This window comes from Glutamicibacter sp. MNS18 (assembly GCF_026107515.2).
Classification (GTDB): domain Bacteria; phylum Actinomycetota; class Actinomycetes; order Actinomycetales; family Micrococcaceae; genus Glutamicibacter.
Genome location: NZ_JAPCHW010000005.1, coordinates 102,331 through 128,692, shown reverse-complemented (window position 1 = coordinate 128,692; position 26,362 = coordinate 102,331). Strand labels below are relative to the sequence as shown.

Annotated in this window: 27 protein-coding genes; 8 read left to right on the top strand and 19 right to left on the bottom strand. The window is 62.8% G+C overall.

Features of this window, described 5'->3' with window-relative positions; translation table 11 throughout:
• The first annotated feature begins 43 nt into the window (after positions 1–43).
• Positions 44–1,606: a long-chain-fatty-acid--CoA ligase gene (locus OK351_RS08365; RefSeq protein WP_265157828.1), complete on the top strand. Its 1,563-nt coding sequence runs from the start codon at positions 44–46 to the stop codon at positions 1,604–1,606.
• On the opposite strand, the gene OK351_RS08360 is transcribed toward OK351_RS08365, so the two are convergent.
• Complete coding sequence (locus OK351_RS08360) at positions 1,560–1,862, bottom strand: hypothetical protein (RefSeq protein WP_265157826.1); 303 nt, start codon at positions 1,860–1,862, stop codon at positions 1,560–1,562. The two genes, OK351_RS08365 and OK351_RS08360, sit on opposite strands and share 47 nt — an antisense overlap.
• An 8-nt stretch (positions 1,863–1,870) precedes the next feature.
• Positions 1,871–2,734 (bottom strand): type II CAAX endopeptidase family protein, encoded by an 864-nt coding sequence (locus OK351_RS08355; RefSeq protein ID WP_265157824.1) that lies wholly within the window; start codon positions 2,732–2,734, stop codon positions 1,871–1,873.
• A gap of 86 nt (positions 2,735–2,820) precedes the next feature.
• On the opposite strand from OK351_RS08355, the gene OK351_RS08350 reads away from it, so the two are divergent.
• Genes OK351_RS08350 through OK351_RS08340 form a run of 3 tightly spaced genes read left to right on the top strand, consistent with a single transcriptional unit; the run spans position 2,821 to position 4,669 of the window.
• Positions 2,821–3,435, top strand: coding sequence for a TetR/AcrR family transcriptional regulator (locus OK351_RS08350; RefSeq protein WP_265157822.1), 615 nt, complete (start codon positions 2,821–2,823; stop codon positions 3,433–3,435).
• A 27-nt stretch (positions 3,436–3,462) separates the two neighbouring features.
• Positions 3,463–3,963, top strand: coding sequence for a DUF456 domain-containing protein (locus OK351_RS08345; protein ID WP_265157820.1), 501 nt, complete (start codon positions 3,463–3,465; stop codon positions 3,961–3,963).
• A 22-nt stretch (positions 3,964–3,985) separates the two neighbouring features.
• Positions 3,986–4,669 carry a GNAT family N-acetyltransferase gene (locus OK351_RS08340; RefSeq protein ID WP_265157818.1) on the top strand — a complete coding sequence of 228 codons (684 nt, stop codon included), beginning with the start codon at positions 3,986–3,988 and terminating at the stop codon, positions 4,667–4,669.
• Here OK351_RS08340 and OK351_RS08335 read toward each other — a convergent pair.
• Genes OK351_RS08335 through OK351_RS08320 form a run of 4 tightly spaced genes read right to left on the bottom strand, consistent with a single transcriptional unit; the run spans position 4,666 to position 8,058 of the window.
• Positions 4,666–5,271: a response regulator transcription factor gene (locus OK351_RS08335; protein ID WP_265157816.1), complete on the bottom strand. Its 606-nt coding sequence runs from the start codon at positions 5,269–5,271 to the stop codon at positions 4,666–4,668. The genes OK351_RS08340 and OK351_RS08335 overlap by 4 nt on opposite strands.
• Positions 5,268–6,392 carry a sensor histidine kinase gene (locus OK351_RS08330; RefSeq protein WP_265157814.1) on the bottom strand — a complete coding sequence of 375 codons (1,125 nt, stop codon included), beginning with the start codon at positions 6,390–6,392 and terminating at the stop codon, positions 5,268–5,270. Before OK351_RS08330 ends, OK351_RS08335 begins: the two co-directional genes overlap by 4 nt.
• Positions 6,389–7,144, bottom strand: a complete 756-nt coding sequence (locus tag OK351_RS08325; protein WP_265157812.1) for an ABC transporter permease — start codon at positions 7,142–7,144, stop codon at positions 6,389–6,391. The genes OK351_RS08330 and OK351_RS08325 overlap by 4 nt, the downstream gene beginning before the upstream one ends.
• Positions 7,141–8,058: an ABC transporter ATP-binding protein gene (locus OK351_RS08320; protein ID WP_265157810.1), complete on the bottom strand. Its 918-nt coding sequence runs from the start codon at positions 8,056–8,058 to the stop codon at positions 7,141–7,143. The genes OK351_RS08325 and OK351_RS08320 overlap by 4 nt, the downstream gene beginning before the upstream one ends.
• Positions 8,059–8,423: 365 nt before the next feature.
• Here OK351_RS08320 and OK351_RS08315 point away from each other — a divergent pair, with 365 nt between their 5' ends.
• Positions 8,424–9,137, top strand: coding sequence for a DedA family protein (locus OK351_RS08315; protein WP_265157808.1), 714 nt, complete (start codon positions 8,424–8,426; stop codon positions 9,135–9,137).
• On the opposite strand, the gene OK351_RS08310 is transcribed toward OK351_RS08315, so the two are convergent.
• The 5 genes from OK351_RS08310 to OK351_RS08290 all read right to left on the bottom strand — a co-directional run bounded on the left by OK351_RS08310 (position 9,134) and on the right by OK351_RS08290 (position 13,970).
• Positions 9,134–9,490 (bottom strand): DUF2695 domain-containing protein, encoded by a 357-nt coding sequence (locus tag OK351_RS08310; RefSeq protein WP_265157806.1) that lies wholly within the window; start codon positions 9,488–9,490, stop codon positions 9,134–9,136. The genes OK351_RS08315 and OK351_RS08310 overlap by 4 nt on opposite strands.
• 99 nt (positions 9,491–9,589) lie before the next feature.
• The gene (locus OK351_RS08305; RefSeq protein WP_265157804.1) at positions 9,590–10,780 is read right to left on the bottom strand and encodes a pyridoxal phosphate-dependent aminotransferase; all 1,191 of its coding nucleotides are present in this window, start codon (positions 10,778–10,780) and stop codon (positions 9,590–9,592) included.
• Positions 10,777–11,259 (bottom strand): carboxymuconolactone decarboxylase family protein, encoded by a 483-nt coding sequence (locus OK351_RS08300; protein ID WP_265157801.1) that lies wholly within the window; start codon positions 11,257–11,259, stop codon positions 10,777–10,779. The genes OK351_RS08305 and OK351_RS08300 overlap by 4 nt, the downstream gene beginning before the upstream one ends.
• Positions 11,260–11,633: 374 nt before the next feature.
• Positions 11,634–12,923, bottom strand: coding sequence for an Nramp family divalent metal transporter (locus OK351_RS08295; RefSeq protein ID WP_306349476.1), 1,290 nt, complete (start codon positions 12,921–12,923; stop codon positions 11,634–11,636).
• 111 nt (positions 12,924–13,034) lie between these two features.
• A complete protein-coding gene (locus OK351_RS08290) occupies positions 13,035–13,970 on the bottom strand; it encodes a dihydrodipicolinate synthase family protein (protein WP_265157798.1) in 936 nt (311 codons plus the stop codon).
• Between the two features lie 151 nt (positions 13,971–14,121).
• On the opposite strand from OK351_RS08290, the gene OK351_RS08285 reads away from it, so the two are divergent.
• Positions 14,122–15,135 carry a LacI family DNA-binding transcriptional regulator gene (locus tag OK351_RS08285; protein ID WP_265157796.1) on the top strand — a complete coding sequence of 338 codons (1,014 nt, stop codon included), beginning with the start codon at positions 14,122–14,124 and terminating at the stop codon, positions 15,133–15,135.
• A 309-nt stretch (positions 15,136–15,444) separates the two neighbouring features.
• Here the strand turns inward: OK351_RS08285 and rlmN are convergent, their stop codons facing one another.
• From rlmN to OK351_RS08260, 5 genes are all read right to left on the bottom strand, one after another.
• Positions 15,445–16,743 carry a dual-specificity RNA methyltransferase RlmN gene (rlmN, locus tag OK351_RS08280; protein WP_265157794.1) on the bottom strand — a complete coding sequence of 433 codons (1,299 nt, stop codon included), beginning with the start codon at positions 16,741–16,743 and terminating at the stop codon, positions 15,445–15,447.
• A gap of 75 nt (positions 16,744–16,818) precedes the next feature.
• Positions 16,819–17,964, bottom strand: coding sequence for an FAD-dependent oxidoreductase (locus OK351_RS08275; RefSeq protein WP_265157792.1), 1,146 nt, complete (start codon positions 17,962–17,964; stop codon positions 16,819–16,821).
• The gene (locus tag OK351_RS08270) at positions 17,961–18,668 is read right to left on the bottom strand and encodes a methyltransferase domain-containing protein (protein WP_265157790.1); all 708 of its coding nucleotides are present in this window, start codon (positions 18,666–18,668) and stop codon (positions 17,961–17,963) included. Before OK351_RS08270 ends, OK351_RS08275 begins: the two co-directional genes overlap by 4 nt.
• Complete coding sequence (locus OK351_RS08265) at positions 18,668–19,816, bottom strand: type III polyketide synthase (protein WP_265157788.1); 1,149 nt, start codon at positions 19,814–19,816, stop codon at positions 18,668–18,670. The genes OK351_RS08270 and OK351_RS08265 overlap by 1 nt, the downstream gene beginning before the upstream one ends.
• Before the next feature lie 104 nt (positions 19,817–19,920).
• Entirely contained in the window at positions 19,921–21,081 is a 1,161-nt protein-coding gene (locus OK351_RS08260) for a hypothetical protein (protein ID WP_265157786.1), read from the bottom strand.
• A 68-nt stretch (positions 21,082–21,149) separates the two neighbouring features.
• On the opposite strand from OK351_RS08260, the gene OK351_RS08255 reads away from it, so the two are divergent.
• On the top strand, positions 21,150–21,965 hold the full coding sequence (locus OK351_RS08255) for an IclR family transcriptional regulator (protein WP_265157784.1): 816 nt from the start codon (positions 21,150–21,152) through the stop codon (positions 21,963–21,965).
• A 144-nt stretch (positions 21,966–22,109) separates the two neighbouring features.
• Positions 22,110–22,682, top strand: a complete 573-nt coding sequence (locus tag OK351_RS08250) for a GNAT family N-acetyltransferase (protein WP_265157782.1) — start codon at positions 22,110–22,112, stop codon at positions 22,680–22,682.
• A gap of 292 nt (positions 22,683–22,974) precedes the next feature.
• Here OK351_RS08250 and OK351_RS08245 read toward each other — a convergent pair whose 3' ends face one another.
• The 3 genes from OK351_RS08245 to OK351_RS08235 form a co-directional block, all read right to left on the bottom strand.
• Entirely contained in the window at positions 22,975–23,769 is a 795-nt protein-coding gene (locus OK351_RS08245; protein ID WP_265157780.1) for a sulfite exporter TauE/SafE family protein, read from the bottom strand.
• A 65-nt stretch (positions 23,770–23,834) separates the two neighbouring features.
• Positions 23,835–25,346, bottom strand: a complete 1,512-nt coding sequence (locus OK351_RS08240) for an APC family permease (protein ID WP_265157778.1) — start codon at positions 25,344–25,346, stop codon at positions 23,835–23,837.
• Positions 25,321–26,355, bottom strand: coding sequence for an agmatine deiminase family protein (locus OK351_RS08235; RefSeq protein WP_265158378.1), 1,035 nt, complete (start codon positions 26,353–26,355; stop codon positions 25,321–25,323). The genes OK351_RS08240 and OK351_RS08235 overlap by 26 nt, the downstream gene beginning before the upstream one ends.
• Positions 26,356–26,362: the final 7 nt, after the last annotated feature.

The window sequence follows — 26,362 nt, the reverse complement described above, 5'->3', positions numbered from 1 at the left end:
TGCTGTGACCTGCAGCACAAGTGCCCAAGTCCCAGGAGTTTCGATGTCCCTACCAGCCTCCAACCTGACCATGTCCGTGGCGGCGATCCTCGCCGAATCCGCCGTCCGTCACGGCGAGCGCAAGGCCATCACCATGGCCGGTGCCAGCACCACGTACGCCGAACTCTGGGAACAGACCCGTTCCTACGCCGGGGCCTTGCGTGACGCGGGGATAGGGGAAGGCGACAGGGTGGCGGTGCTGATCCCCAATGTCACCGACTTCGCCCGGGTCTACTACGCGGTACTCTCCCTGGGCGCCGTCGTCGTGCCAATCCATGCGCTGCTCAAACGCCAGGAGATTTCCTACGTACTGGAGGATTCCGGCGCCCGCCTGCTGGTCTGCGCCGCTCCCCTGCTGGCCGAAGGCGCCGCCGGGGCGCAGGCTTCGGGCGTCGGGGTGCTCAGCGTGCTGGCGCCGGTGGATTTGGGCACCGACCGGCTGGAGGACCGGGCCGCGGCGGCCAATCCCATCACCAGCTATGTGCCGCAGCGCCCGGAGAACATCGCCACGATCCTGTACACCTCGGGAACCACCGGAAAGCCCAAGGGCGCGCTGGGCACCCACCTGGCGTTGATCGAGCAGACCACTACGCTGCTGCTGGACACCATCGACATGCGGGTGGGTGACCGGGTGTTCGGCGGACTGCCACTGTTCCACACCTTCGGCCAGACCGCGGTGCTCAACACCGGGCTGCGGGCCGGGGCCGAGCTGATGCTGTTGCCGAAGTTCACCGCGCAGGCCGCACTGGACCTGGTGCTCGACGGGGACATCGACCTGTTCTTCGGTGTGCCCACCATGTACGTGGCCCTGCTGGAGGCCGGGAAGAACCGTTCCGAACGCCCGACCCGTTTACGCTATGCCGTCTCCGGGGGCGCATCGCTGCCGGTGGCGGTGCTCACCGCCTTCGAGGCCCGCTTCGATGCGCGGATCCACGAGGCGTACGGGTTAACCGAAACATCGCCGGCCGCCACCTTCAACCACCTGGGCCGCACCCCGCGGCCGGGCACCATCGGAACGCCGATGTGGGGTATCGACGTGGAAATCGCCGACCCCGCTATTCCCGACCGGATCGAGCTGCTGCCACGCGGAGAACTGGGCGAACTGGTGATCCGCGGGCACAACCTGTTTTCCGGTTACCTGGACCGCCCCGAGGCGACCGCACAGGCCGTGGTGGATGGCTGGTTCCGCACCGGGGACCTGGGCACCAAGGACGACGAGGACTACCTGAGGATCATGGACCGCACCAAGGACATGATCCTACGCAACGGCTACAATGTGTACCCGCGCGAGGTCGAGGAAGTGCTGGTCAGCCACCCGGAGATCTCCAATGCCGCCGTCTACGGTGTGCCGCATGAAACCCACGGGCAGGAAGTCGCCGCGTCGGTGACCCTGGAAACCGGATCGGCCCTGGACGCCGAAGCCATCGGCCAATGGATCAGCGAACAGGTGGCCGCCTACAAGTACCCGCGGCATATCGAGATCGTCCGCGAGTTCCCGCTGGGTCCCAGCGGGAAGATCCTCAAGCGCGAACTGGTGGCCAGGCACAGTCCGGTGGCAAGCACATAGCCCGGATCCACCCCGCGGCCCGCCGCTGGGCCAGATCCGCAGCGGAGGCATTCAGCCGCCACAGCTCATCCCAGTCCGTGTTCCCGCTGATGGCCTGTTTGGTGTGCTGGATGGAGAACTGCGAAGTGGAGACCGGTTGCCAGGCACCGCCAAAGCAGTTTACCTTTACCAACACGTCGAAGTGGTTGACCTGTTCCCCGTTGGGCTCGGTCTCGAAGTGCACCTCGCCCATGGCGTCGATGAGCTGCAGGCACATGCGCCCGGTCAGTTCCCCTGGGCCCAGCGTGCCATCCCGGATGGATGGATGCCCACTTTCCGCGCCCGGGACATCAACCACCAGGCGGCGGCGATCCACAGGACCCAACCGAGGATCTCCACCACCCAGGCCACACCGCTTCCGGAGGCGATGGACTGGGTGAAGAACACCCGCACGCTGTTCAGCGCCCCATGGATGATCACCGCAGGCCAGACCGAGCCGGAGTACAGCCGCAAGGCGACCATGAACGGCGCCCAGGAACCGATCGCCAGCAGGTAGGCGGCCGCGACCTGCCAGTCATCGGCCATGATCAGCGGCAGGGCCGGGACATGCCAGAGCATCCAGAACACCGCGGAAACCACGGCGATCTGCCAGAAGGGGCGCTCCTGCAGGTGGCTGACCAGCCAGCCCCGCCACCCGAATTCCTCGCCGATGGCGAAGACCGACTGCAGGACCAGGAACACCGGAACGGCCACTGCCGCGAGAAGCACCGCATCGGTGGGGTTCGGCGCGTACCCGCCGAATGCCAGCCCCGCTCCCAGCTGGATCAGGCCAATCAGCACCACTGTGGCCAGCCCCAGCCCGATGGCACGCCAGGATCCGCCCCAGCGTAGGGCGAATACCTGGCCGAACCGTCCGGGCCGCAGGAGAAGGAAGAGGGCCACCGCTGCGGCGAAGGGTGTCAGCTGCGCGGCCGGAACGATCAGCCCCACGAATTCCTCGGATACGGCACCAAAGATCGCCGGGGAGGCCACCGCGAAGCACAACCCGGTGGCGATGAGCAGGAACAGGAATGCGCTCGACCCTCCGGTGGCGGTTGCCGCCGGACGGGGCTGGATGTCGGCGGAAGACTTCGGACGCTGGTCAGTCATGACGGACTCCTCGTGATTGCACTACCAGTCTGTACAGTGTACAAACTATTTGGGGGAAGGTCACCCCCGTGGGCGAGAATGGGCAGATGAACATGCAACGACGTGGTCCGCGAGGGGACATCACCAAGGCCGGGATCCTGCTCGCGGCCAACAACCTGCTGGTCGCCCGCGGGCAGGTCAGCGAGGTGTCCCTGCGCGCTGTGGCCACCGAGGTCGGGGTGGCCACCAATGCGATCTACACCTATTTCCCCTCGTTGCAGGCGATCTGGCATGACCTGGCCGACCAGCGCCTGGGGCTGCTGAACCCCCGCCAGCTGCTGGACTACGATTGCAGGCACTGCGCCCTGCTGGAATTGGCGCATCGCGCCGCGGCCATGGCCCGGGTGCCGGGCACCGTCGCGCTGCTGCACACCCAACCGGTGCTGGGTGAGCATTCCTTCACCCTGAGCGAGACGATCATGGAACTGACCGAATCCGGGCTGGTTGATCCGCGCGATGCCCATGACCTGATCGTCGGATGGTTCTACGGCAGCACCATGCTGGTCTCCGAGGGCTGGACGGCTGGCACCGATGAGATCCGCGGTTCCTCCACGCTGGAGCAATTCCCCCGGATCGCCTCCCGCTCCGATGCGGACCAGGACGCCCAGTTCGAGGCGATCCTGCGCGGCATCGGCATCCTCCACGCAGTCCACGACGGCTGAGCCGCTGCCACATGACACACTAAAGGCGTGGACACAGAGATTATTTACACGATCATCGCCGGGCTGCTGCTGGTCGTCTCGGCGCTGGGCACGATCTTCCCGGTGCTTCCCGGCTCCCTGCTGACCATCCTCACGCTGCTGGGATGGGGTTGGCTGCTGGGCTCGGGTGCGTCCTGGTGGGCTGCCGGGTTGGGCATGCTGATCGCGGCCCTGGGCTGGTCGGCGTCCGCCGTGTTAACCGGGCGGAAACTGAAACAACACGAAATACCCCGAGGTTCGATCCTCTGGGCCCTGCTCGGGGCCATCATCGGGGCCTTCCTGGTCCCGGTCATCGGCCTGTTCATCGGATTCGCTGTGGGGTTGTTCGCCGGGGAGGCCTCCCGGCGGCGTGAGGTCGGCGGAGCACTGGCCTCGTCATGGGCCGCCCTGAAGGCCATGGGTCTGGGGATCATCGTCGAATTCGGCTGTGTCCTGCTCGCCACCTCGATCTGGGTCATCGGGCTGATCGCCCACTTTGCCACCCGGTGATCTTCCATGGCAATATGCCGCCATGGAGCACACCGACAAACTCATCGGCCTGTGGCCCGCGGCAGGACTGAGGGCCCGTAGCGGTCCACTGGAACTACGCTGGATCAATGACCGGCTGCTGGCCGAACTGGCCGAGCTGGCAGCAGAGGGGATCCACGCACCGGGGCAGATGCCCTTCACCGTTCCCTGGAGCCGTGGCACCAAGGACCAGGTGGCGCGCAATGTCCTGGAATACCAGTGGGCCGTACGCTCCCAGGTGGGCCCTGGAAAACTGGTATTGGAGATGGCGGTGCTGCTCGACGGGGTACCCGTGGGCGTCCAGGCGGCATCGGGAGACAACTGGGCAATCCTGCGCTCGGTGGAAACCGGTTCCTGGCTGGGCCGCGCCCAGCAGGGCCGCGGGCTGGGCACCCGGATGCGCGCCTTGATGCTGCATCTGCTTTTTGACGGACTCCATGCCCGGGAAGTCCGTTCCACGGCCTTTGCCGACAACCACGCATCGAATGCCGTATCGATCAAAACCGGCTATCTGCCGGACGGCCGGTTCCGGGATGTCCGTGAGGGTGCCCCGGTCACGGTCAACCGCTACCGGATGGATGTCGAACGCTTCGGGCACAGGCGCGATTCGCTGGCCGGACTTCTCGGTGCGCCGGTGGAGATCTCAGGCGCCGAACCCGTCCGCGACCGGCTCGCGGGTGCCGGTTAGATCCACCCCCGCTCCTGGGCGATCCGCGCCGCCTCGATCCGGTTCGAGGCGTTGGTCTTGCCGATGGCGTTGGACAGGTGGTTGCGCACGGTGCCCACCGACAGGTGGATACGGGTGGCGATCGAGGAGACCGGGCTACCCGAAGCGGCCAGTGACAGCACCTCGCGTTCCCTGTCGGTCAGCGGGTTCACGGCTGCTTCCACGCTCATCATGGCCAGTGCCGGGTCGATGACCTTGCCCCCGGAATGCACCCGCCGGACGGCCTGGGCCAATTCAACGGGTGAGGCGTCCTTGACCAGGAATCCGTGGGCACCCACATCGAAGGCCTGGCGGAAGTACCCCGGCCGGTCGAAGGTGGTGACAATCAGGATCTTGACCTCGGGGTGCGAAACCCGCAATTGCTGCGCGGTGAGCAAGCCGTCCTGCCGGGGCATCTGCACGTCGAGCAGTGCCACCTGCACCCGGTTCTCGGCCACCGCTTGGGCTACCTCATCGCCATCGGAGCATTCGGCGACCACCTCGATATCCGGTTCCATGTTCAACAAGGCCGCCAGTGCACCGCGCACCAGATGCTGGTCATCGGCGATCAACACCCTGATCATCCGGCGGCCCCTGTCCGTGAGAAGTCGATGGAAACGCTGGTTCCGCCCAGCCGTGATGGTCCCACTGTACAGCTGGCCCCGAAAAGCCGGGCACGTTCGCGCATCCCGCGGATCCCATGGCCCTCGGTGCCGTCCTGGATCCCGTCCCCGTCGTCGTCGATGCTGATCGCGGTGGCCCCCAGCGACACCCACACCCCCGAGGCATGGGCATGGCGCAGCACATTGGTCATCGCCTCGCGTACGATCCAGGCCACATGCGAGCGCAACGCCGGCGGGATCGCTTCGGCCTGCCCCACCACGGTGAAACTGATACCGCTATCGGCACAGACCGCGGATAGTTCCCGTAGTTCCCCGGCCAGATCATGCCTGGTCATTCCGTGCACCGTGGTGCGCACCGAATCCAGGGCGGTCACCGCCAGTGCGGAGAGCTGCTCCACCTCTGCCCGCGCCCTGGCGTAGTCGCCCTCGTCCAGCAGCCGCAAGGCCAGCTGCGCCTTCAGGTTCAGCGCGGTCAGCGAATGCCCCACCCCGTCGTGCACGTCGCGGGCCATCCGTTCCTGCTCGCTGACCACCAGGTAGTCCGTCTTGAGCTGTTCCGCCGCCACCGACCGCTCGATGGCCGAGATCGTCACGAAGTAGACCACCATCAGCACCAGGTTCAGCCCGATCAAGAACAACATCGGCAGGAATACCCCGTAGAGCAGCGGCAGCGCAAAGCACAACAGCGTGACCACCGCATAGGTGGCAACCATAATCCGGCGGGTCAGCAGGAACGCGGAATAGGAGGAGATGAACGGCATCAGTCCCAGCGCACCGGCTTCGAGCACCGGGATACCGAGCAACAGGATCACGGCCATGATCCCGAAATAGACCAGCGCTTCCCGTTGGGTGCTACCGCCGAACCCCACGGTCCATGAGAACCTCGCGTAACCGCGCAGGTAGGATGCGGCGTAAACGACGACCAACCCCAGGCCGATCACCCGGATCGCCATGGGGTGTTCGCCCTGGACCAGTTCGAGGATGGGGAAGATCAAAAAAAGGATCCAGACCCCGGAAACCCACCAACCGAACCGGTTCCAGAACTCGTCTACCTCGGTTTGTACCTTGCCGTCTTCGGTCACTGCCGCGCCCGTGCCTTCCGTGTGGCGATTACCGCGAAGACCGCGAAGATCACGGCCCATGCCACCAGATTAGTCACCGGCATCCAGATCGGGTCCACCGCGAACCCCGTTTCGGGCGGAACATCGCGCAATTGCAGGTACCGGATCAGCGCGACATAGCCGAACATCGGCGTGAACCGGGCAATATCGAGCATCATGCCCTCCAACGGCATGAACACGTTGCCGAAGAAGGCGAAGAACACCATCAGCCCGGCAGCCAGTCCGAGCGCCGATTCTGATTTGAAGACCATGCCCACCCCGATGCCGTAGCAGGCGAAGATCAGCGAACCACCGATGGTGATCAGGTAGCTGGCCACCCAGATCCAGTTCTGTGTCACATACGCCCCGGTGGCCGCGCCCAGGGCGAAGACCAGGGCCGAGGAGATCGCGGCCACCGTGGTGGCCACGAACATCTTGGAGGAGACGAAGGTGGCCGGGGGCATCCGGGTCAGGGCGATCTGCCGGCCCCAGCCCTGCATGGTCTCGGTTGCCACCGTGCCGGCGATGGCCACGGTGGACACCGCAGCACCGTAGGCGGCCATGGAGACCATCACATAGAACTTCACGTTGCCGAAGCCCAGTTCCTGGTCGGTGTAGGAAGGGATATTGCCAAAGAGCACATACATGGCGCTGGGCATCAGCAGCGAAAAGATCAGGTTGTACCCGTCGCGCAGGTGCCTGGTGAATTCGATGCGGACATAGGTGGCATTCATGATGCATCCTCCGTGAGGTGAATGAAGGCGTCTTCGAGGCTCGGGGCCGAGATCTCCAGGTCATAGGCACCCAGTTCGGTGAGCAGCAGTCGGGCGAGTCCGTCCGAGTCCTGGCACCGGAAGCTGACCCGCAAGTCGTTTTGCTCCTCGATACTCACCTGGTCGGAATCAGAAAGCACGCGTTGGATCGCGGTGGCATTCGGCATGGTGGCCGCGACCTTGCGCCCCGAAATCATCTGGCGTAGTTGCGTGGTGGCCCCGTCGGCAACCACCTTGCCTTGGCTCATCAATACGGTGCGTTCGGCGAAGTTCTGCGCCTCTTCAAGGTAGTGGGTGGCGAAAATGATGGTTCGACCGTCGACGGCTTCGAGTTTCATGGTTTCCCAGAAATCCCGGCGGGCCATCACATCCATCCCGGCGGTGGGTTCATCCAGGATCAACACATCGGGATCAGGCAACAAAGCCAGGGCGAACTTGATGCGCTGCTGCTCGCCACCCGAGCACTTGCCCACCCGGCGCTTGGCGATCCGGGTCAGCCCGGTCCTCTCCATCACCTCATCGATCCGCTCCGGAACCAGGTGCATCGAGGCAATGGCGGTGATGGTCTCCCGTACCGTCATATCCCGCAACAAGCCGCCGGTTTGCAATACCGCGGAAACCCGTCCGCCGAGCACGGCCTTGCGTGGCTCCAGGCCCAGGACATGGGCCGAACCCGCGCTGGGTATGGTCAACCCGAGGATCATGTCCACGGTCGTGGTCTTGCCAGCACCGTTGGGTCCGAGCAGGGCGACGATCTGTCCGGTGGTGATCTGCAGGTCGATGCCCTTGACCGCCTCCACCTTGCGCGAACCGGTGGCGAATGTCTTCTTCAGCCCGCGAAGCGTCACCGCTTCGGTTCTTGTTAGCGTTTCCATATCAACCAGTCTGCTCGCACCGGGACGACTTGCGAAGAGTCGAAAGTCATGGGCTAACCATGATGATTGTCATGGGTGCCATCCGGCGACAATGGTGCGGGGTCGCCCCCCGGTCAATCCAATTACTGGTTTTAAGTTGCACAAAGCAACCACCTGTTGTTTCCAGTTCCTTCAGTGTGTGACCTCGCCGACAACGAAGGATCCCCGGTATGCGGTTTCGCGCCACCCGATCCCACCGGTCAATTGGGGAAACGTGCTTCTCTCCTGGTACCCAGGCCCGTGAGATCGGTCAACCAGCCGGGAAACTCACAGCAAAATCCCGTAATCTTCATATCGTGCCTGATCTTTCATCCTTTTCTTCGTTCATGACCGAAGCCGGCGTCTTGCCGGCCGGTGCAGCGTTCCTTCCGGACTGGCTGGACCCGACGGTGTTCCTGTCCAATGAGGCCCTGGGCCCCTGGGTTCTGGCCCTGGTCTGCGGCATCGTCTTTGTCGAGACCGGCTTGCTGGTCGGCTTCTTCCTGCCGGGCGACTCGATGCTCTTCACCGTCGGCATGTTCATTGCCACCGGTGTCCTGCAGATTCCACTCTGGCTCTTTGCGGCCTGCATTTTCGTTTGCGCTTTCGCAGGTGACCAGACCGGGTACATCATCGGCAAGAAATCCGGTCCGGCGATCTTCAAACGTCCCGATTCGCGGTTCTTCTCCCAGAAGAACGTCGAGCGGGCCCACGAGTTCTTTGAGAAGTACGGTGGCCGTGCGGTGATCCTGGCCCGTTTCGTTCCAATCGTGCGTACCTTCGTCCCGGTGATCGCCGGCGTCGCGAAGATGAAGCACTCCACCTTCGTCGCCTTCAACCTCATCGGCGCACTGTTGTGGGGCGTGGGCGTGACCCTACTGGGCTATTGGCTGGGACAGTTCACCTGGATCGCCGAAAACATCGACATCATCTTCATCTTGATCGTCTTCATTTCGATCCTGCCGATCATCTTTGAACTAGGCAAGGCACACCTGGAATCGAAGAAGAAGGCGAAGCTGGCCGCCGAAAGCGCGGATTCCTCCAAGAACAGCAACAACTAGGCACTTTTTCGGCGGAACTGCCCGCCACCCCATTGGACGCCGCGGCGCATCAACCACTGGTCACAGGGTTGTATGCTGCCGCGGCGTACTCCGTGGCAGACGATATCCTTCCCGGCATCAAGTAGCCTGGCGGTTTCCGCGCTTGCGGGGCGCACCGCGTTCATGAGCACCTCGCAATCGCAGTATCCCCCAAGCAGCTGCACCTTGCGTTCCAGGGCCGTGGCCCGTGGCGCCACGAGATCCCTGTAGTGCTTCAGGAAACGAAGGGATTGCTTGCACGGGTGGTCGGAGCCAACCCGGTAGAGAAAACAAATCAGGCATTCATGGTCAACCGGTGTGGGCAGGTCCGTCATGTCCGGGCTCCTAGGGTGATGCTGGTTTCGTGATACCCCCAGCATCGCCCCAGGATCGTGGCCGGATCCGTCAACATCGTCCGGTTGTGGAAAAGCCGTTCAGGGCAGGTGCGTACCCAGGAATGCCTCGACACGGTCCAGGGCTTCGGCAACCCGATCGTATCCGGCAGCGAAGGACAGCCGGATGAAATGGTGACCTTCGAAGGGGTCGAAGTCACCGCCCGGGGTCAGGGCAACCCCTGCTTCGGCCAAAACCTGGGTGCAGTACCCGCTGGCCGATCCGAAACGCTGCAGCAACGAATCGGCCAATCGCCCGTAGAGGTAGAACGCACCGTCAGCCGGGGCGGCCTCGCAGATCCCCAGCTTGTCCAACGAGCCCAGGACCAGTTCCCGGGTCCGCGAAAACTCACCAACCCTGGATCGGGCCTCAGTGTAGCTGGACTCATCGAAGGCGGCCAGGACTGCCTGCTGTGCCGTTGCCGGGGCGCACAGCGCCAGATTGGAGGCCAAGGCGTCCACGGCATCAACCAGGTCGTCGGGCACCAGCATCCAGCCCAACCGCCATCCGGTCATTCCCCAGTACTTGGAGAAGGACGAAACCACGATGGCGCTGGAAGAATACTTGACGGCGGTCGCCGCCCGGCGGGAGTCGTCGAACTCAATGCCGTGGTAGATTTCGTCGCTGATCAAGCGGACCCCGTTGGCGTCGCACCAGTTGGCCAGTGTACGCAGTTCTTCTTCGGAAAGCATGGTGCCGGTGGGGTTGTTCGGGGATGCGATCACCAGCCCGTCCAGCCGGCCGTGTTCTTCCCTGGCCCTTTCCAGCAGCTCGATGGTGGGTTGGAATCGTTCGGCCGCCCCGGTGGGCAGGTCGACCACCTGCAGCCCGAGTGCCCCCAGGATATTGGCGTATGCCGGATAACCGGGGCGGGCCAGGGCCACCACATCCCCGGTGTCGAAGGCGGCCAGGAAGGCCAACTGGAAGGCACCGGAGGAACCCGTGGTCATCACGATGTTCTCGACCTTGGGGGTCACCCCGTAGCGGTGCTGGTAGTGACCCGCCAAGGCCAGCCTGGTCGAGGTCAGGCCACGGGTAGGGGTGTAACCGAATTCGGTGCCTTGGGCATGCAGCGTCGCCGCCAACTCGTTGACGGCCCGTGGTGCCCCACCACCGGGTTCACCCACACACAACGAAATGACATCCTGCCCCTCGGCGCGCATGGCGGAGACCTGCTCGACGATGGTCATGACCTCGAACCCGGGAACCTGGGCCCGGCGTGCCACCTTCATTTCTTCACCGCCACGAATTCGCGCGGACGGACCGGGTGGCGTGACAGGATCGAGATGCGGTTGAACGCGTTCATGGAAATCGCCAACCACTGGATCACGGAGAACTGTTCTTCACCCAGAACCAGGCGGGCACTGGACAAAGCCGCTACCCGTTCCTCGTAGCACGGCAGCTCGGTGGCGGCTTCGGCGATGGCCAGCGCGGCCCGCTCGGTCTCGTCGAAGAGATCCACGTCTTCCCAGAGCCCCAGAAGGGAAATCCGCTGCATGGTTTCGCCGGCCTCCAACGCCCTGCGGATATGCAGGTCCAGGCAGTACGAGCAACCGTTGATCTGTGAAACCCGGAGGTTCACCAGCTCGGCCAGCCGGTCACTGATCCCGGCGCTTCGGTAGGACACCGCCAGCTGGTCGGAGAATACGCCAAGGGATTTCCAGAGTTCCGGATTGGCTTTGTCAAGGAAAAGTGGGTCTGAAACGGCCATACTTCGAGTCTATCCCTGGCATGATGCAGAATGTATTTCCAGCACACACGCTTGATGCCACACCTCGGGCAGGGTTCGACTCTCGGCACATGGGCCCTGCATTCTCGACGGCAGCAAGGAAGCGACTGCTCTAGCATTGTGCGGCAGCGTTCAATTTGTCGGTCGCTATCCCCACGCGTGGTGGATACTGATGAACTCAAGCCTCATGATTTGGAATTCCAGAACGTTCAATTACAAGGTCCAGAACCATGTTTATCTTCACGACATCCAATATCCACATGCAAAGAACATGCCGGGCCATGGTTACCAGGCCCGTCATGTTCAACACTCTGCTTGTCGGTTCCTATCGCGAGCAAGGTGACTGAAGGGTTGAGTCATGCGACGAAAGTCCACATGAGTCGCATGGACAGTGCCAGAATCGCCAGCAACCCGATAATTCCGAAGGTGTTATGCCACCACCTGTTACGCAAGGACCCCATCAAGGACCTCCGATTGGCCATGATGAAGATCAGAAAGCCAAGCAGCGGAGCAATCAGCACAGTAAGCGATTGAGCCACAACAATCAGCACCACCGGCGAACCTTGGAAAACCAACGTGACGATGACCCCGAAAGTGAGGATTACTGCGAAAAAGGTCTTGGCCATCACCGAGCTGGCGCCAGATCCACGACCGAGCGCATCTGAGATCATTGTTCCACCTGCAGTCGCGTTGGCGATCATCGAAGAGAACGCCGCACAGGACAGCCCTAGTGCGAATACGATGCTCCCTATCGGACCTGCCAGCGGTTCGAACACAGAAGCCAATGCGTTGATTGTTCCTGCTTCTGCGCCGGTCTTTCCTAATACGGCGGCGGCAACCATAATCACCAATCCGGTCATAATCCCTGGTGCGACGATTCCTGGAATCGTATCTACCAGAGTAATGTCCCGGTAGTCTTCTTTGGTTCGCTGGTTCTCCTTAATACCGTATGAGGTGTAGAAGGCAGCATTGATGGAGAAGTTCGTGCCCACGAGCGCAACAACAAGGATCTCACTTCCAGGAGGCAACTGCGGAACCAGACCCTCCATCGCCAGATACCAGTCGGGTTGGGCAACAATAGCACTCGCAATAAACGATGCACCCATCAGCAGGACGATCACCAATAGGGCGCGTTCGACGATTCCGTAGACATTCTTGAACACCACCACAGCACCCACTGCCAGTGTGCACACTACGGTCCAGACAGCCGGAGAACCACCGAAAACCATGGAGAGGCCTAATCCGGATCCAACCGCGTTACCGACTGAGAACATGAGCGTAATGCCGAAGACTCCAAACCCTGCGAGCCTACCCACCCAGTTGCCCAAATGGTCCTTGATTGAGGAGATCAGGGACACTGGAGAGCATATTCCCAGTCGGACACTCATATCCGCAAAGAAGATCATCAGTATTGTCGATATAACTATGACCCAGACCAAGGAATAACTGAATTGACCGCCTGCCTGCACCGCTGTAGTCAAGTTACCTGGGCCGAACTGCCATGCCCCGACTACGAAGGCGGGCCCCATAAGGGCCAGATAGCCTAGGAATGTGCGTTTCTTCCTCGAAGGTCCTGCACTATATTGCTCTTGCGAAAACACGTTGTTAGTCCCCAGCGCGGTATGGGTATTGTTCGGCTTGGCCACGGGAGGGCCTCCTTTTGGACTTCAATCTATCTGGAACGGCCTTAAATCCGGTTTCTAAAGGTAAGACACGTTGGGCAGCCGAATACGGCTACCCAACGTGCCTTATATCTGCTAAACGTTGGCAGCAACATTTCCGAGGTTAGCGGACTGAAGCGCATGGGCGATTTCCTTATCCGCACCTTCAGCCAGCGGAAGCAGAGGAGGGCGTACGGTGGCATGATCGAGAATGCCTCTGGCGACCAGACCTTGCTTGAGCGCCACGGTGCCTTCCATATGCGAGCCGCGGTGGTAAACGTTCTTCGTCACGGGCAGTAAACGGTCATGGATGGCCCGGGCTGCTTCGTAGTCTTTCGCCTTGCCTGCATCGATCAGCTCGATCAACGGTTCCGGAGCCAACCCACCGTATCCAACGAGGGCCCCGTCAACGTCGAACATGGTGTGCAGCAGGTACTCATCGTGGCAAGTGAGAATCTGCAGATCAGGGTAGGTCTTGCGGAGCACTGGAATCTCAGTGTCCCACCGTTTCATGTTGCGCACGCCGTTCTTGGTCGCAAAGACGCCTTCCTGGCCCGCGATCTCCAGCTGAGTTTCCAGATTGTACGTTGCCTTAGTAACGTCAGGGTATTGGAATAGGATCAACGGCAAGCCACTGGTCTCGTAGATTTCCCGGTATCGGGTTTGTGGGGCGCCATCCTGGTAGCCGAAGCGCAGCCATCCGTGCGAGGGATACACCAATCCGGCAGAAGCCCCGGCTTCGACTGCGCGCTGTGCCTCCAGAGCCGCAACGGTATTCCCTTCACCGGTAATTCCGGCGATGATCGGAATCTGGTCGTTGACCGCTTCGCGGAAGCTACGGATGACCAATGCCTGTTCATCCTGGGTAAGGAAAGTTCCTTCACCTGCATGACCCAGGACGACTAGGCCTTTGACACCGTCAATGCTTGCCAGCCAGCCGCCAAGTCGATTGATCGCTTCAACATCGACACTTCCATCGCGATTGAAAGGTGTCACCGGCGCTGGGACGAGTCCACGTAGATCGATGGTCATAGTATTCCTCCGTCTGTATTGTTCAGACCCGCTTTGATAACGTTTGCGGGAACGTTTTCATTGTTTCGTGGATCACCGCTGACTGTCAATAGGGTCACAGAATATTTAGTGGCTAGAGTATTAACCAAGCCTCTGAAACAGGAGAACCACGATGAAATTGAGCGAACCGAGCGCCCCGGTAACATTAAGAGATGTTGCCGCGGCCAGCGGCGTTAGCATCTCTACGGCCAGCCGTGCGCTGGATGACCGCGGAACGCCTTCTCGTTCGGCAACTGCTGAGCATGTAAGAAAAGTTGCTGCCGAGTTGGGATACCGGCGCAATTCTTTCGCTTCGAACCTGCGCCGAGGGCAAACCCGCACCTTGGGAGTTTTAGTCCCCCGCCTTCGGGATGTGGCTATGGGGCTGATTTTCGAGTCCATCGAAGAAGCTGCTTCCAGTCGAGGATACTTTGCCATGGTGGCCACCACGGGCGACGACCCGGCCGGGCAGCAAGTCGCTGTTGACTCACTTCTTGACAAGAATGTAGATGGAATCATTCTGGCAAATGCGCGCGTCGACGACGAGCTTTCCAAGACTTTTCGGCGCAAAAACTTGCCTCATGCACTGGTGCTCCGAACCGATGGTATTAGCCCCTCGGCTATTGGCGATGATGAGATGGGAGGTTACCTCGCAGTCCGACACCTCATTGATCTCGGTCACCGCGACATTGGGATAATCGTAGGTCCGTCGTATACCTCCACTGGTATCGCGCGACGTAAAGGTGCGCAGAATGCCCTGATTGAGGCGGGGCTAGATCTACAGGAGAATTGGTTCGCCAGTACCGGATACGATATCGCCAATGGAATGGAAACCGGTACGTCCATGCTTTCACAGGGAAATCGTCCTACCGCAATCTTTGCAGCCAGCGACAATTTGGCAATAGGCGTCATGAGTGCGGCCTACCGGCTGGACATCACAGTAGGTAAAGACTTAGCACTGGTCGGCTACAACGACCTTCCACTCGCTTCGATGTTGCCGGTTCCATTGACATCCGTCAGACTTCCATTCGACCAAATGGCAGCCAACGCGGTGGATATGATTGTTCACCCAAGTAAGGAGCCAAGTGTACGAAAGTCGCTACCCTCGCTCATTCCACGAGACTCCAGCGGTTCACGCATCAGCTGAGCACTTACTACTTGTCACGAGTTGAGCATACGCTTTAACGACGCGTCAATACTGACGTGATTTGGTCTTTTAGTCCCGTGTTCATTAGCTATGATTCGCTCCACGCGCACGAGAAAGCAATAGCTGTCCGCGATAATTCACCATTAGGGCCAAAGCGGCACTTCCACACGCACACGAGCGCATAAATTTCATGTCCTCCGGCGGGTTCCCAGCTGTAGATCAAACTCCCGATAGGTTCTCACGATTGATCCGGACAAGTCACACTCCGCATTACTTTCGTGACTGGTCGGGGTCTAACTGCAGCGTCTTCTATTTATCCCCATCGGCGGCCAGCTGGCCGCAGGCACCGTCGATTTCCTTGCCGCGGGTATCACGCAGCGTGGTGGGTACCCCCAGCTCATCGAGGCGCCGCACGAACTTGGACGTAATGTCCGGTTCGCTGCGGGTCCAGATGGATCCCGGGACCGGGTTGAGCGGGATCGGGTTCACGTGCACCCAGCCCCGGCCGCGCTCATTGAGCTTCCTGGCCAACAGCTCGGCACGCCATTCATGGTCGTTCATGTCCTTGATCAGCGCGTACTCGATCGACACCCGGCGTCCGGTCTTCACGTAGTAGTCGAAGGCGGCATCCAATGCCTCGTCAGCCTTCCACCGCGAGTTCACCGGGATCAGCTCATCACGCAGTTCGTCGTCGGGGGCGTGCAGGGACAGGGCGAAGGTCACCGGGACGTTCTCGTCGGCCAGCTTACGGATTGCCGGGACCAGGCCGACGGTGGAGACGGTGATGCCGCGGGCACTCATGCCCAGGCCCTCGGGGGCGTCGGCGACCATGCGGTGCACGGCGTTCATGACGCGCTTGTAGTTGGCCAGCGGCTCACCCATGCCCATGAACACGATATTGCCCACACGCTCGTCCGGGTGCTTCTGCCCGCCCAGGCCGCCTTCGGCGATGACCCGGTTGGCCTGGATGATCTGGTCCAGGATCTCCGCGGTGGACATGTTGCGGGTCAGGCCCGCCTGGCCGGTGGCGCAGAACGGGCAGTTCATGCCGCAGCCGCATTGCGAGGAGATGCACAGGGTGATGCGGTTCGGGTAGCGCATCAGCACGGATTCGACCAGCGAGCCGTCGAACAGGCGCCAGAGGAACTTGACGGTCGTCCCGTCATCGGTGGTCAGCCGCTTGACCTCGGTCAGCAGCGTCGGGAACATCGCCTCGACCAGCTCTTCGCGGCCGTTCTTGGGCAGATCGCTCATCTTCGCCGGATCGGTGGTGTAGTGCTGGAAGTAGTGCACCGACAGCTGCTTGGCACGGAACGCCTGCAGCCCCATCTCCTTCAGCTTGGCCTGGCGTTCGGCCAGGGACAGGTCGGCAAGGTGGGTGGGCGGTTGGGAGACCCGGCGCTTGGTGGAGAACTGGAGTTCCGGGCGTCCGTCGGCGCCCATCTCCTGCTTCCACCCTTCGGCGGTGGGTACCACCTGGGTGCGCCCCTCGGCCTTGGCACGGGACTGCGAAATGCGCAGCTGCTGGGCACGCTGGGCTGCGGCCTGCTCGGTGCGCAGGACCTTGCGCTCGGCGGCGGAAAGTGGGGTGGCGTCGATAGAAGTCATCTTTTCCATTGTTCCATGCATTCACTGGTAATGGGCGGTGAGTTGCCGCACGCGGTGCAGGCATCTGCGGTTGGGTCATTGGCGGCGGCCGTTGGTCATCGTGAAAGTGCGTGCCACGGCCGAATTGATACCGGCGCTTCCGGCAAGGGAACCAAGCAGCAGGTCCCGGGCCGGGACTACCCACTTTGGCAGGGGGCGACCCAACACCATATTCAGGTGGGCCTGGCGGCCGGCACGACGTGATGCGGCCAGCCTGCGCCGTTCGAACCCGGGCCAGAGGAGTTGCTGCACCCCCGGTGGGGTGCTGAGGATTCCGGCCAGTTCCGCCGCATCCAGCAAACCCAGGGTCATACCCTGTCCACCAATCGGGCTCACCTCATGGGCGGCATCGCCGATGAGCACCGTCCGCCGGTGCACCATGGAGGACACCTGCCGGTTCGCGGTACCGAACTCGCCGGACATGGTGAGCTGGCTATCGTCCAGAAGGTACCCGGCCCGCTCCCGGACCAGTGTTGCCAGCCCGGCTGCGCTACCGGTACCTTGGCGGGCGACCCAACGCCGCAGCCCGCCGGGCAGCGGGAAGGACTCGATGATCCCCTCCGGGTGCAGGAACAAGGCCGCGGTATCGCCGAAATCGGTGGTGTCGGGGTAGTCCCCCATGACATAGCGGTCAGGCAGTTCACGCCCGGCAAAGGGTATCCGCAGCCCGTGGCGTACCGCTGATGTGGCCCCATCGGCACCAATCAGCCAGCGCGCACAGACGGTTTCCGGCGAGCGCGCCGGGCTACCGGACTCGAGCCGCACCTGGACCGTGTGCTGATCCGGTGCCATCCGGTGGCCCAGATATCGGGCGTCTTCTTGCAGCGCCCGTGGGTCCAGCACCAGCAACCGGTGGCGCAGCAGGGCCAGCGTCTCGTTCTGCGGCAGGCTGGCGATGTACCGGTGCCGGCTGGGGACCTGCGAGAAGTCCATCCGGCCGACAACCCTGCCATTGGAGATCCCCACGCCATCCCGGATCCTCACTGCCCGGGCAGCGACCTGTTCCCCGATCCCCACCGCATCCAACACCTCAAGGCCCGGCGGGTGGATGCCAATGGCCCGTGAATGCCCGCTGATACCGCGGCGCTTCTCGATGACCCGCACCCTGAGCCCGCCCTTGATCAGCAGGATCGCCGTGCTCAGCCCGCTGGGTCCGGCCCCGACGACCAGGACATCGATCATGGTTTCTCCGCGGCCGGTTCGAAGACGGCCAGGTTCCGGAACCTGCCACCGGTCTCCACCCGCCAGCCTGCGGGGAGCCGATGCGCCAGTTCCACCGGGGTGTAGCTGCGATGGATCGAGATCAGCCCGTCGCGACGGATCAGCGATGTCCCGGCCAACGGCAGGCTGATCGTGCCGAAGAGCACCGATGCCACGCGGCTGCGGCGGATATCCGAGTGCAGCACCAGTCGGCCGGCCAGCGAGCTGGAGTCCTGCCACAACCCCTCCAGCTCTTGCGGGGACAGATGGTGGATCAGGTGGTTGGAGATCACCACATCGTAGCGCCCGGGTTCGGCCAGCAGCTCGTGGCTGAACGCCTGGCGGAATTCCAGCCGCCCCTCGGGAAGAGCGGCCCGTGCGGCACGGCCTGTGGCGTACTGCCAGGCGCGCTCATCCGGGTCGATCCCCAGTATGCGGGCATCGAGCCCGTCCCGCACCGTCCACCGGGCCAGCGCCAGGGCGATGTCCCCGCCGCCACAACCGATATCCAGGATCCGCGCCGTGCGGTCGCCGGGCAGCACCGGCCTGATCCTTTCCGTGTACAGTCCACGCCACCCGGAAAACAGCCGGTTGACCATCGGGAACTGGGCATAGGTGCGCTCCAGCAGCGCCGGATCACAATCCGGCTTGTCCATGTCCTCGATGGCCTCGTCCCACCTGCGCACTATGTCTCCGATTCGTGCCCGGGTAGCAGGGTCATCAGCGCGCTTTCGACGGTCAGCCCCGGCCCGAAGGCCATGGAACAGACCTGTTTTCCTTCCGGTGCCAGGCCCGCAAGATTCTGCTCCATGATCCGCTGGAGCACAAAGAGCACGGTGACGCTGGACATGTTCCCGTAGTTGCGTAGCACGTGACGGGCCGGTTCCAGTTGGCTGTCGCTGAGTCCGAGACGTTTCTGCACCCTGTCCAGGATGGACCGGCCCCCGGGATGGATCCCCCACAACGGGATGTCGGCAAATCTCCTGGTGGCCTGCGGGTCGTGGGCCAGCAGCGGCTCCAGGGCGCCGGTGATGTGCTCGTCGATGATGTGCGGGACATAGGTTCCCAATACCATCTCGAACCCCTCATCCCCGATGTTCCAGGCCATGGAGTCCTCCCCCACCGGGGTCAACGTGGTTTCGAAGGCGTCCAGCCGCAATCCAGGGGCGCCGTGGTCGCGGCCGGTCACCACTGCGGCGGCGGCTCCGTCGGCGAAGAGTGCCGAGCCCATGATCGTGTCCGGGTTGTTCGACGAATGCACATGCAAGGTGCACAGTTCCGCGCAGACCACCAGGACCACCGCGTTCGGATCGGCACGGCAGAAGTCGGCGGCGGCACGCAGCCCCGGGAACGCCGCGTAGCACCCCATGAACCCCAGGTGGTAGCGCCAGGTGGAGGGTCGCAGACCCAGTTCCCGCACGATCTGGTAATCCGGTCCGGGGTTGTAGAACCCGGTGCAGGAAACCGTCACCAGATGGGTGACATCCTCCGGGCCAAGATCGGGGCAGGCTTCCAGGGCCTTGCGCGCCGATTCGAGGAACAGCGCCGATGCCTGCTGGGCGTAGATCTCGTTACGTTTCCTGGTCCCCGGGCTCAGCAGCTCGTTGCGTCCCGCATCGTAGAACACCGGCTCGTCGGGTCGCGGGGCTGCGGTGTTGAATTCGTCGACCACGGTGTACCGGGTGTCGATATCCGCGGAGTCGAAGGAGGTCGCGATGAGCCGCTGTCCCAGCCGGGTCAGTCCCGGTTGCGCCGCGAAGACATCCCTGACCTCGGGCTGGTGCAGGACGGTGGGCGGCAGGGCCGTTTGGATGGTTCTGAGCATGACCGGCATGGGTCGAGCCTATGTGCAGGTTGTCCACCGGTAAAGAGTACGGCGCGAACTCCCAGAGGGGACAGGGGCCGGACGCCACCTTGCCTCCTTGCTTCCGGGATCGATCAGAGTCCCTCTGCCTGGCGTTGCGCCTGCCTGGCAGCCGCAACCTGTTCCTCGGCTTCCATCTTCTCCTCCACCACGTCAAGCATGGCCGCGGTGGTCCGGATGAAGGCGCTGATCCAGCCGAAGAGGATCGCCACGGCGGCCAATTCGAAACCGGTGAGATTGAAGTAGTCCCACTCCAGCCAGAGCAGCAACGCCAACCACATGCCACCCAGCGCGCTGAGCGAAAGCAGGTGGAAGATGACGGGGAAGCCCGGGAAGAGGAACACCGAACCGCCCAAGAGGATGATCAGCGCCCCTGCGGCGAGCCAGACACCGCTGGCATGCAGATCACCCAGGGTATTCACCGGCACCACGGCCGCCAGCATCACCCCGCCGGCAACCACCAGCAGGCAGCCGCGGACCACTCGTGGGCGCGGCCGGAAGATCCGCGAGCGTTTCTGGCCACGCGCGGTGGCCCGACGGGCATGGGCTCGCGCCAGCTGCACCAGGTCCCGCAGCAGGAACTCGCTGAAGGTGGCCAGCACCAGGCCGGTGACCAGCAAGGTGGTGTTGAAGGTCCAGAAGGACAACACCCCGCTATCGAAGGTGCCCAGGGTGGAGAACATGGTCTGCCACCACACCGGGTCCTCGGCCACCAGCATGCTGAGCATGATCCCGGCAACCATGAACCCGCCCAGCACCACGGACAGGGTCTGCGCAGTGGTCCGGGCAGTGGCTTCCATGGCGATATAGGCGCTGACCCCGGTAGCCACCGCTACCAGTGCGCTCCCGGCAAAGAGGTCCAGCCGCAATCCCAGGAAGGAACGTTGCATCAAATGGAAGAAAACACTCAGCCCCATCACCGCGATAGCCGCATGCACCAGGATCAGCGAAAAGGAGGTCAGCAGCCAGCGCCAGACAGGCAAGCGGGCCAACCACGGCTCACGACGAACCAACAGGTACTTGTAACCCCATGCGCTGCTGCCCGCGGCAGCGGTACCGCCGGCCACGGCGGCCACGGACCCCACCGACAGCCCGCCATAGAGCGCCGGTTGCTCCCCGGAGAACAGCAGTAGTCCCACGCCTAAGCCCAGCACCGAGCAGATCAACCCGGTCCAGAGCGCGTGGCGCTCGATATCCAGCTCCACCCCGGGCGACCGTCGGGTATGTGTTCTCACGTCTTCCTCCACCCGTACATTGTGCCATTTTCGGCCTTCGGCCCGCCCCTTGGAGACCAGAAGATAGTATGGTGATTGGAGAAAAGCGGATTGGAGGGAGCATTGTGGTCGGACAAGCGGCACAGCCGGGGCGCTCGGTCATCTCGAAGGCCCTGGGCATCATGTCGGCCTTCGAGTCCCTCAACCCCCCGGTTTCGGTGCAGGAACTGGCCGAATACGCACAGGTCCCGTTGAGCACCACCCACCGGATTATCGGCGAATTGATCGACTGGGGAGCCCTGGAACGGGACAAGAACGGCGGGCTGCATCTGGGCGGCCGGCTAACCGCTTTGGCATCCACCGGGACGTCCTCGATGCGCCAGCTTTTCCTGCCTCATCTGGAGGAACTCTGCGCAGTCACCGGGCATACGGTATCCCTGGGGCTACGCGAAGGAGACGAGGTGCGGATTTCCGAGCGGTGTTACGGGCAGGTCGAAACCCCGAGACTGACGCGGGTTGGCAGCCGGCTCAGGTTGGATCTGACCGCCATGGGCAAGACCCTGCTGGCCCATGCCCCGCCCTGGTTGCAGGAGACCTACCTTTCCCGGGTGGAAGCGGACACGCAGCCGAAGGAGCCGACGGCTCCGGCACGGCTGAAGTCGGCATTGTCGCAGATCAAGTCGGACGGATTCGCCCACACAACCCACCGTATTCCCGAAGAAGTCGAAGTACTCGCCGTCCCGGTACACCACCAGCAGCGGATCATCTGCGCACTGGATCTGATGCGCCCCACGGACCACCAGGTCCCGATCCACCGGTTCCTGCCGGCCCTGCAGGCCACAGCCAACACGATGCAAGCGGAGCTGGATCATTTCCAGGCCCTGCCGGCCTGGGATACCGGCTAGCTCCCAGGCAGGAAGGAATCGTTTCGCTGCGCAGTGCCCCGGGACGGATTCATGGTGCAGCCGGCGCCTGGCACGTTCGGGTGGCCCGCCGGCCGATGGCCCCTTCCCGACATCTCCACCACCTTGCCCAGTTAGGCTTTGTACATGGAGCCCCTGAACCAATCTGTCTTGGATGCCGTGGACTATCGGCCGCGCCCATTCGAAACAAAGGACGCCGGATTGGTTCGAGAGGCATCGCTTGACCCGCTGATACCTCTGATCACGACTGTGCCAGGCAACGGTACTGACGATGAAATCAGCAAGTACATCCTCGGGCAGCGCCGTCGGCTTGTGGAGCGATCCGGATATTCCTTCGCTGTCGCGGATGCAGGCTCCGATCAAGCACTGGGCCACATCGGACTGTGGTTGAAAAACGCCGAACAAGTCCGCGCCAGGATCGGATACTGGGTTGGACCTCGCCATCGAAACAAGGGAATTATCTCCGTTGCCCTGGATGCCATCTCACGGTGGGGGCTCAACCTGTCCGGAATACACCGGCTGGAACTCTACGTCGAACCGTGGAACGAAGGTTCCTGGCGAGCTGCGGAGCGCTGTGGCTACACCCGCGAAGGGCTGCTGCGCAGCTGGCAGGACGTCGGTGGGCAACGTAGGGACATGTACATGTACTCCCGCCTCGGCTCAAGCCAAGGTGCCGTTCCTGCTTCACATCCGGCATAGCGCTGGCACGACGTGCCGCGATATCGGCCGGGACCCAGCCGGTGAAGGGAATTCCGCGATGAAGCTGGAGCCGGTTTCGGGGGTGCTTCAGTTACACGATGACTCACCTTGTTCTTGAACTCGCACCAACCGTCCCGGACATCCTGGCCAAAGGCCAGCCACCGGGGATCCACGAACCGCCACTGTTGGATCCGAATAACCGCGAATCGATAGACTCAGGGTTGATGGGTATGACAGGCAACCGGCTAGCCAGCTGGTCCCGCCGCAGGATCCATCTATCCACTGGCCGGGTCTATGCGGCCAGCTCCATGATTCCACTGGCCATCAGGGACAGGGCACCGATGAACGCGATGACCACTACGAAGGCGCGACTGAACTTATGCGGGATCTTAGGGGCCAACCAGTTGCCCAGCAGGATGCCGCAGACCATGGCGACAAGACACCCGGTCCACTGGATCCAGTGCAATTGCGGCATCCCGCCCTTGGCCAGCAACGAGGCGAGGGACAGCACAAAAAAGTACAGCTGGACTGAGATCGCGAACTTCGCCTGGGGCCAACGGCTGGCCACCGCATAGGCGGCGATGGCCGGGCCGGAGACCCCGGCGGTCACCGACATGAACCCGGACACGGCCCCGGCGCCGACGGCCAGGCCCTTGCCTTGGGAGGATTTGAGATTGCGCAACAGGAAACTGCTTCCCAGGGCGAGGACCACCATCACGGAGATGGCGATGGACAGGGCCGGGCCTCCGATCCTTGCCGCCACCCAGGCCCCGGGGATCGTCATGACCACGGCCGGAGCCAGTACCAGCAGAACCTTGCGGAACTCGATCTGCTTGTAGATCTGCACCAGGATCAAGAAGCTGCTGCAACAGCCCAGGAAGTTGACCAGCATCACCCCCTGATGGGGTCCGAGCACCATGACCAGGAACGGGGAGGACACCAGCGCGAATCCCATACCGCTGATCCGTTGGGTGGAGGCACCGACGAAGGTCGCTGCAACCAGCGCGATCAAGGCGCTGATGCCAACGGTGTCGATCAAAGGGAAGCCCTCCTGCTTTGGTTGCGCGGCGCAATCACTGGCGCCCATTCAACGCTACCCTACCGTTTCATCGGCACCGCTTCGCCCGGGCAGGGGCATTGCCCTGGGCGGGTTCAGTCGATGATGTCTGCCGCACTGGTTCTCGAACTGGATCCGAAGAACCGTGGACGGCGTTTCCGGGCCCCAATGAGGAAGAGGGCCCCGGCAAGCAGGATACCGGCACCAACCAGGAACACCAGTCCCAGCCCGCCCAGATGCGTCCCCGACCCGTACCCGGGATCCAGGGAATCGAACACCGTCTGCACGAACACGGCGCTGAGGGCGACCCCGCCCAGGAAAGGAGCGATCCCCCGAAGCAGCAGGTGGCGAAGTGAACCGCGCAGGGTCTTCCGGAAGTACCAGACACAGGCGAAAGCGGTGATCCCGTAGTAGAAACAGATCATCAGGCCCAACGCCAGAATCGTGTCGTTCAGGACATTCATCGAAACGAAGCGCATCATCGCGTAAAAGCCGGTGGAGAGCAACGCTGCGACCACCGTGGAGAAGGCCGGGGTACCGAACCGCGGATGCAGCCGGGTAAAGGCTTCGGGTATCGCCCCATGGTGTCCCATGGCCAGCAGGGAGCGGGCCGGGGAAATCATCGTGGACTGCAAGGAGGCGGCACAGCTGGACAGGGTGGCCAGCGAGAGCAGGATCGCTGCCGGCCCCATGACCGGCGAGGCAAGCACCGCAAAGATGTTTCCCGCGTTCTCGGCATTGCCAAGACCCACTCCCTCGGTACCCACCCCGGCAAACACGGTGGCCGCCACGGCAGCCAGCAGGTAGAGTGCCAGCACCACCAACGCGGTGATTCCCGCAGCCAGACCACTGGTCCGTTCCCCGTGCCTGGTTTCCTCGTTCATGGTCAGGCACACGTCCCAGCCCCAGAAGGCGAAGATCGATAGGCTCAGCCCCACGGCAAGGGCCGAGAACGAATCAATGCCCATCGGGTTGAACCATTCCAGGCTGACCTGTGCGGCGGGGATGCCCGTGGACATCGCCGCGGTGATGAACCATCCCAACACCAGCAACTGGAAGCCGACCAGCAGGTACTGCACCTTGCCCGAAGCCTGCAGGCCGCGAACCGAAACCCCGGTGGCTACCAACATGAAGACCAGGCAGGTGGCCACGTTGACCCAGGGGTTGGCGGCAAGTTCCGCCAGGTGCGGACTGCCGGTCAGTTGGGCAAGGAACAGGTAGAAGAAATCCACTGCCACCCCGGCCAGGTTGGACAGCACGATGATATTGGCCGCCAGCAGACCCCAGCCGCCCATCCATCCGGCCCGCGGGCCGAAGGCCCTCCACACCCAGGTGAAGGTGGTGCCGTTATCGGGCATGGCCCGGTTCAGCTCGCGGTACCCCATGGCCACCAGGAACATCGGCAAAAAGCCGATCAGGAAGATCGCCGGCAGGTGGGTGTCCACCACTTGTGCGGTGGGTCCCAGGGTACTGGTGATGACATAGGCCGGGGCGATGGTCGATACACCGATCACCGTCGCGGTCATCAACCCGATCTGACCTGATCGCAGTCCCTTTCCGCTGCCCTTGACAGCGGTGCGGCTACCGGTGGCTGCTGGCGCGCTCATGATGTTTCACCGGAAGTTGCTGGGTAATGCAATGGATGCCGCCACCGCGTGCGAACAGTTCACGGGCGTCCACGCCCACGACTTCACGCCCGGGGTAGGCTTCTGCCAGGATTTGCAGGGCCTCGGCATCCTGTGGATCGTCAAAGGTGCAGGCGATCACCCCGCCATTGGTGACCAGGTGGTTGATGTAGGAGTAGTCAACCCAACCGTCCGTGTCGCGCAAGACGGAGGGAGCCGGCACCGGAACCAGTTCCAGGTGTCGCCCGCGGGCGTCGGTGGCTGATTCCAGCATCTGGCGGATTTCCGCGGAGATCCCGTGGTCCGGATGGGAGGGATCGCGCTGGTCGTGGTAGAGCACCACCCCTGGGGCGGCAAAGCAGGCCGTGATGTCCACATGTCCTCGGGTCCCGAATTCCTCGTTGTCACGGCTCAGCCCGCGCTGGAGCCAAATCACCTTCTCCGTCCCGAGCAGTCGGGCAAATTCCGTTTCGATCTCCGACGCGGTTTTGCCGGGGTTGCGTCCGGGATCCAGCTGGACGCTGCGCGTGGCGAGCACGGTCCCCGCCCCGTCCACATGGATCCCGCCTCCCTCGTTGGTGATCGACGCGCCAAGACGCGGAACCCCGGCAAGCTCGGCCACTTCGGCGGCGATTTTCGAGTCCTTCCCCCAGCTGGCCCACGACTGGGCGCCCCATCCATTGAAGTTCCAGTCAACCGCCGCCAATCCTCCGTCTGCCTGGCGCACGAAGGTCGGGCCGATGTCGCGCATCCACGCATCGTCCAGTTCGCGCAGCTCATAGTGCACCGTGTCACCCAAGTGCCGGCGAGCTTCGGCCTCGGCGGACGGGTCCACGATCAGGGTCACCGGGGTGAACCGTGCTATCGCCCGGGCGACATTGGCCCAGGCGGTGCGGGCAGCTTCGGCTTCCGCTTCCGTATCCCCCAGCGTGTAACCGCGGGTTGGAAATGCCATGAAGATCCGTTCGTGTGCAGAGGTCTCCGCGGGCATGGTGTAT

Bases quoted from the DNA above. Each gene is read 5' to 3' on its own strand.
- OK351_RS08365 (WP_265157828.1), top strand. From the start codon at position 44: ATGTCCCTACCAGCCTCCAACCTGACCATGTCCGTGGCGGCGATCCTC.
- OK351_RS08360 (WP_265157826.1), bottom strand. From the start codon at position 1,862: ATGTGCCTGCAGCTCATCGACGCCATGGGCGAGGTGCACTTCGAGACC.
- OK351_RS08355 (WP_265157824.1), bottom strand. From the start codon at position 2,734: ATGACTGACCAGCGTCCGAAGTCTTCCGCCGACATCCAGCCCCGTCCG.
- OK351_RS08350 (WP_265157822.1), top strand. From the start codon at position 2,821: ATGAACATGCAACGACGTGGTCCGCGAGGGGACATCACCAAGGCCGGG.
- OK351_RS08340 (WP_265157818.1), top strand. From the start codon at position 3,986: ATGGAGCACACCGACAAACTCATCGGCCTGTGGCCCGCGGCAGGACTG.
- OK351_RS08335 (WP_265157816.1), bottom strand. From the start codon at position 5,271: ATGATCAGGGTGTTGATCGCCGATGACCAGCATCTGGTGCGCGGTGCA.
- OK351_RS08325 (WP_265157812.1), bottom strand. From the start codon at position 7,144: ATGAATGCCACCTATGTCCGCATCGAATTCACCAGGCACCTGCGCGAC.
- OK351_RS08320 (WP_265157810.1), bottom strand. From the start codon at position 8,058: ATGGAAACGCTAACAAGAACCGAAGCGGTGACGCTTCGCGGGCTGAAG.
- OK351_RS08315 (WP_265157808.1), top strand. From the start codon at position 8,424: ATGACCGAAGCCGGCGTCTTGCCGGCCGGTGCAGCGTTCCTTCCGGAC.
- OK351_RS08310 (WP_265157806.1), bottom strand. From the start codon at position 9,490: ATGACGGACCTGCCCACACCGGTTGACCATGAATGCCTGATTTGTTTT.
- OK351_RS08305 (WP_265157804.1), bottom strand. From the start codon at position 10,780: ATGAAGGTGGCACGCCGGGCCCAGGTTCCCGGGTTCGAGGTCATGACC.
- OK351_RS08300 (WP_265157801.1), bottom strand. From the start codon at position 11,259: ATGGCCGTTTCAGACCCACTTTTCCTTGACAAAGCCAATCCGGAACTC.
- OK351_RS08290 (WP_265157798.1), bottom strand. From the start codon at position 13,970: ATGACCATCGATCTACGTGGACTCGTCCCAGCGCCGGTGACACCTTTC.
- OK351_RS08285 (WP_265157796.1), top strand. From the start codon at position 14,122: ATGAAATTGAGCGAACCGAGCGCCCCGGTAACATTAAGAGATGTTGCC.
- rlmN (WP_265157794.1), bottom strand. From the start codon at position 16,743: ATGACTTCTATCGACGCCACCCCACTTTCCGCCGCCGAGCGCAAGGTC.
- OK351_RS08275 (WP_265157792.1), bottom strand. From the start codon at position 17,964: ATGATCGATGTCCTGGTCGTCGGGGCCGGACCCAGCGGGCTGAGCACG.
- OK351_RS08265 (WP_265157788.1), bottom strand. From the start codon at position 19,816: ATGCCGGTCATGCTCAGAACCATCCAAACGGCCCTGCCGCCCACCGTC.
- OK351_RS08255 (WP_265157784.1), top strand. From the start codon at position 21,150: ATGGTGATTGGAGAAAAGCGGATTGGAGGGAGCATTGTGGTCGGACAA.
- OK351_RS08250 (WP_265157782.1), top strand. From the start codon at position 22,110: ATGGAGCCCCTGAACCAATCTGTCTTGGATGCCGTGGACTATCGGCCG.
- OK351_RS08245 (WP_265157780.1), bottom strand. From the start codon at position 23,769: ATGGGCGCCAGTGATTGCGCCGCGCAACCAAAGCAGGAGGGCTTCCCT.
- OK351_RS08240 (WP_265157778.1), bottom strand. From the start codon at position 25,346: ATGAGCGCGCCAGCAGCCACCGGTAGCCGCACCGCTGTCAAGGGCAGC.
- OK351_RS08235 (WP_265158378.1), bottom strand. From the start codon at position 26,355: ATGCCCGCGGAGACCTCTGCACACGAACGGATCTTCATGGCATTTCCA.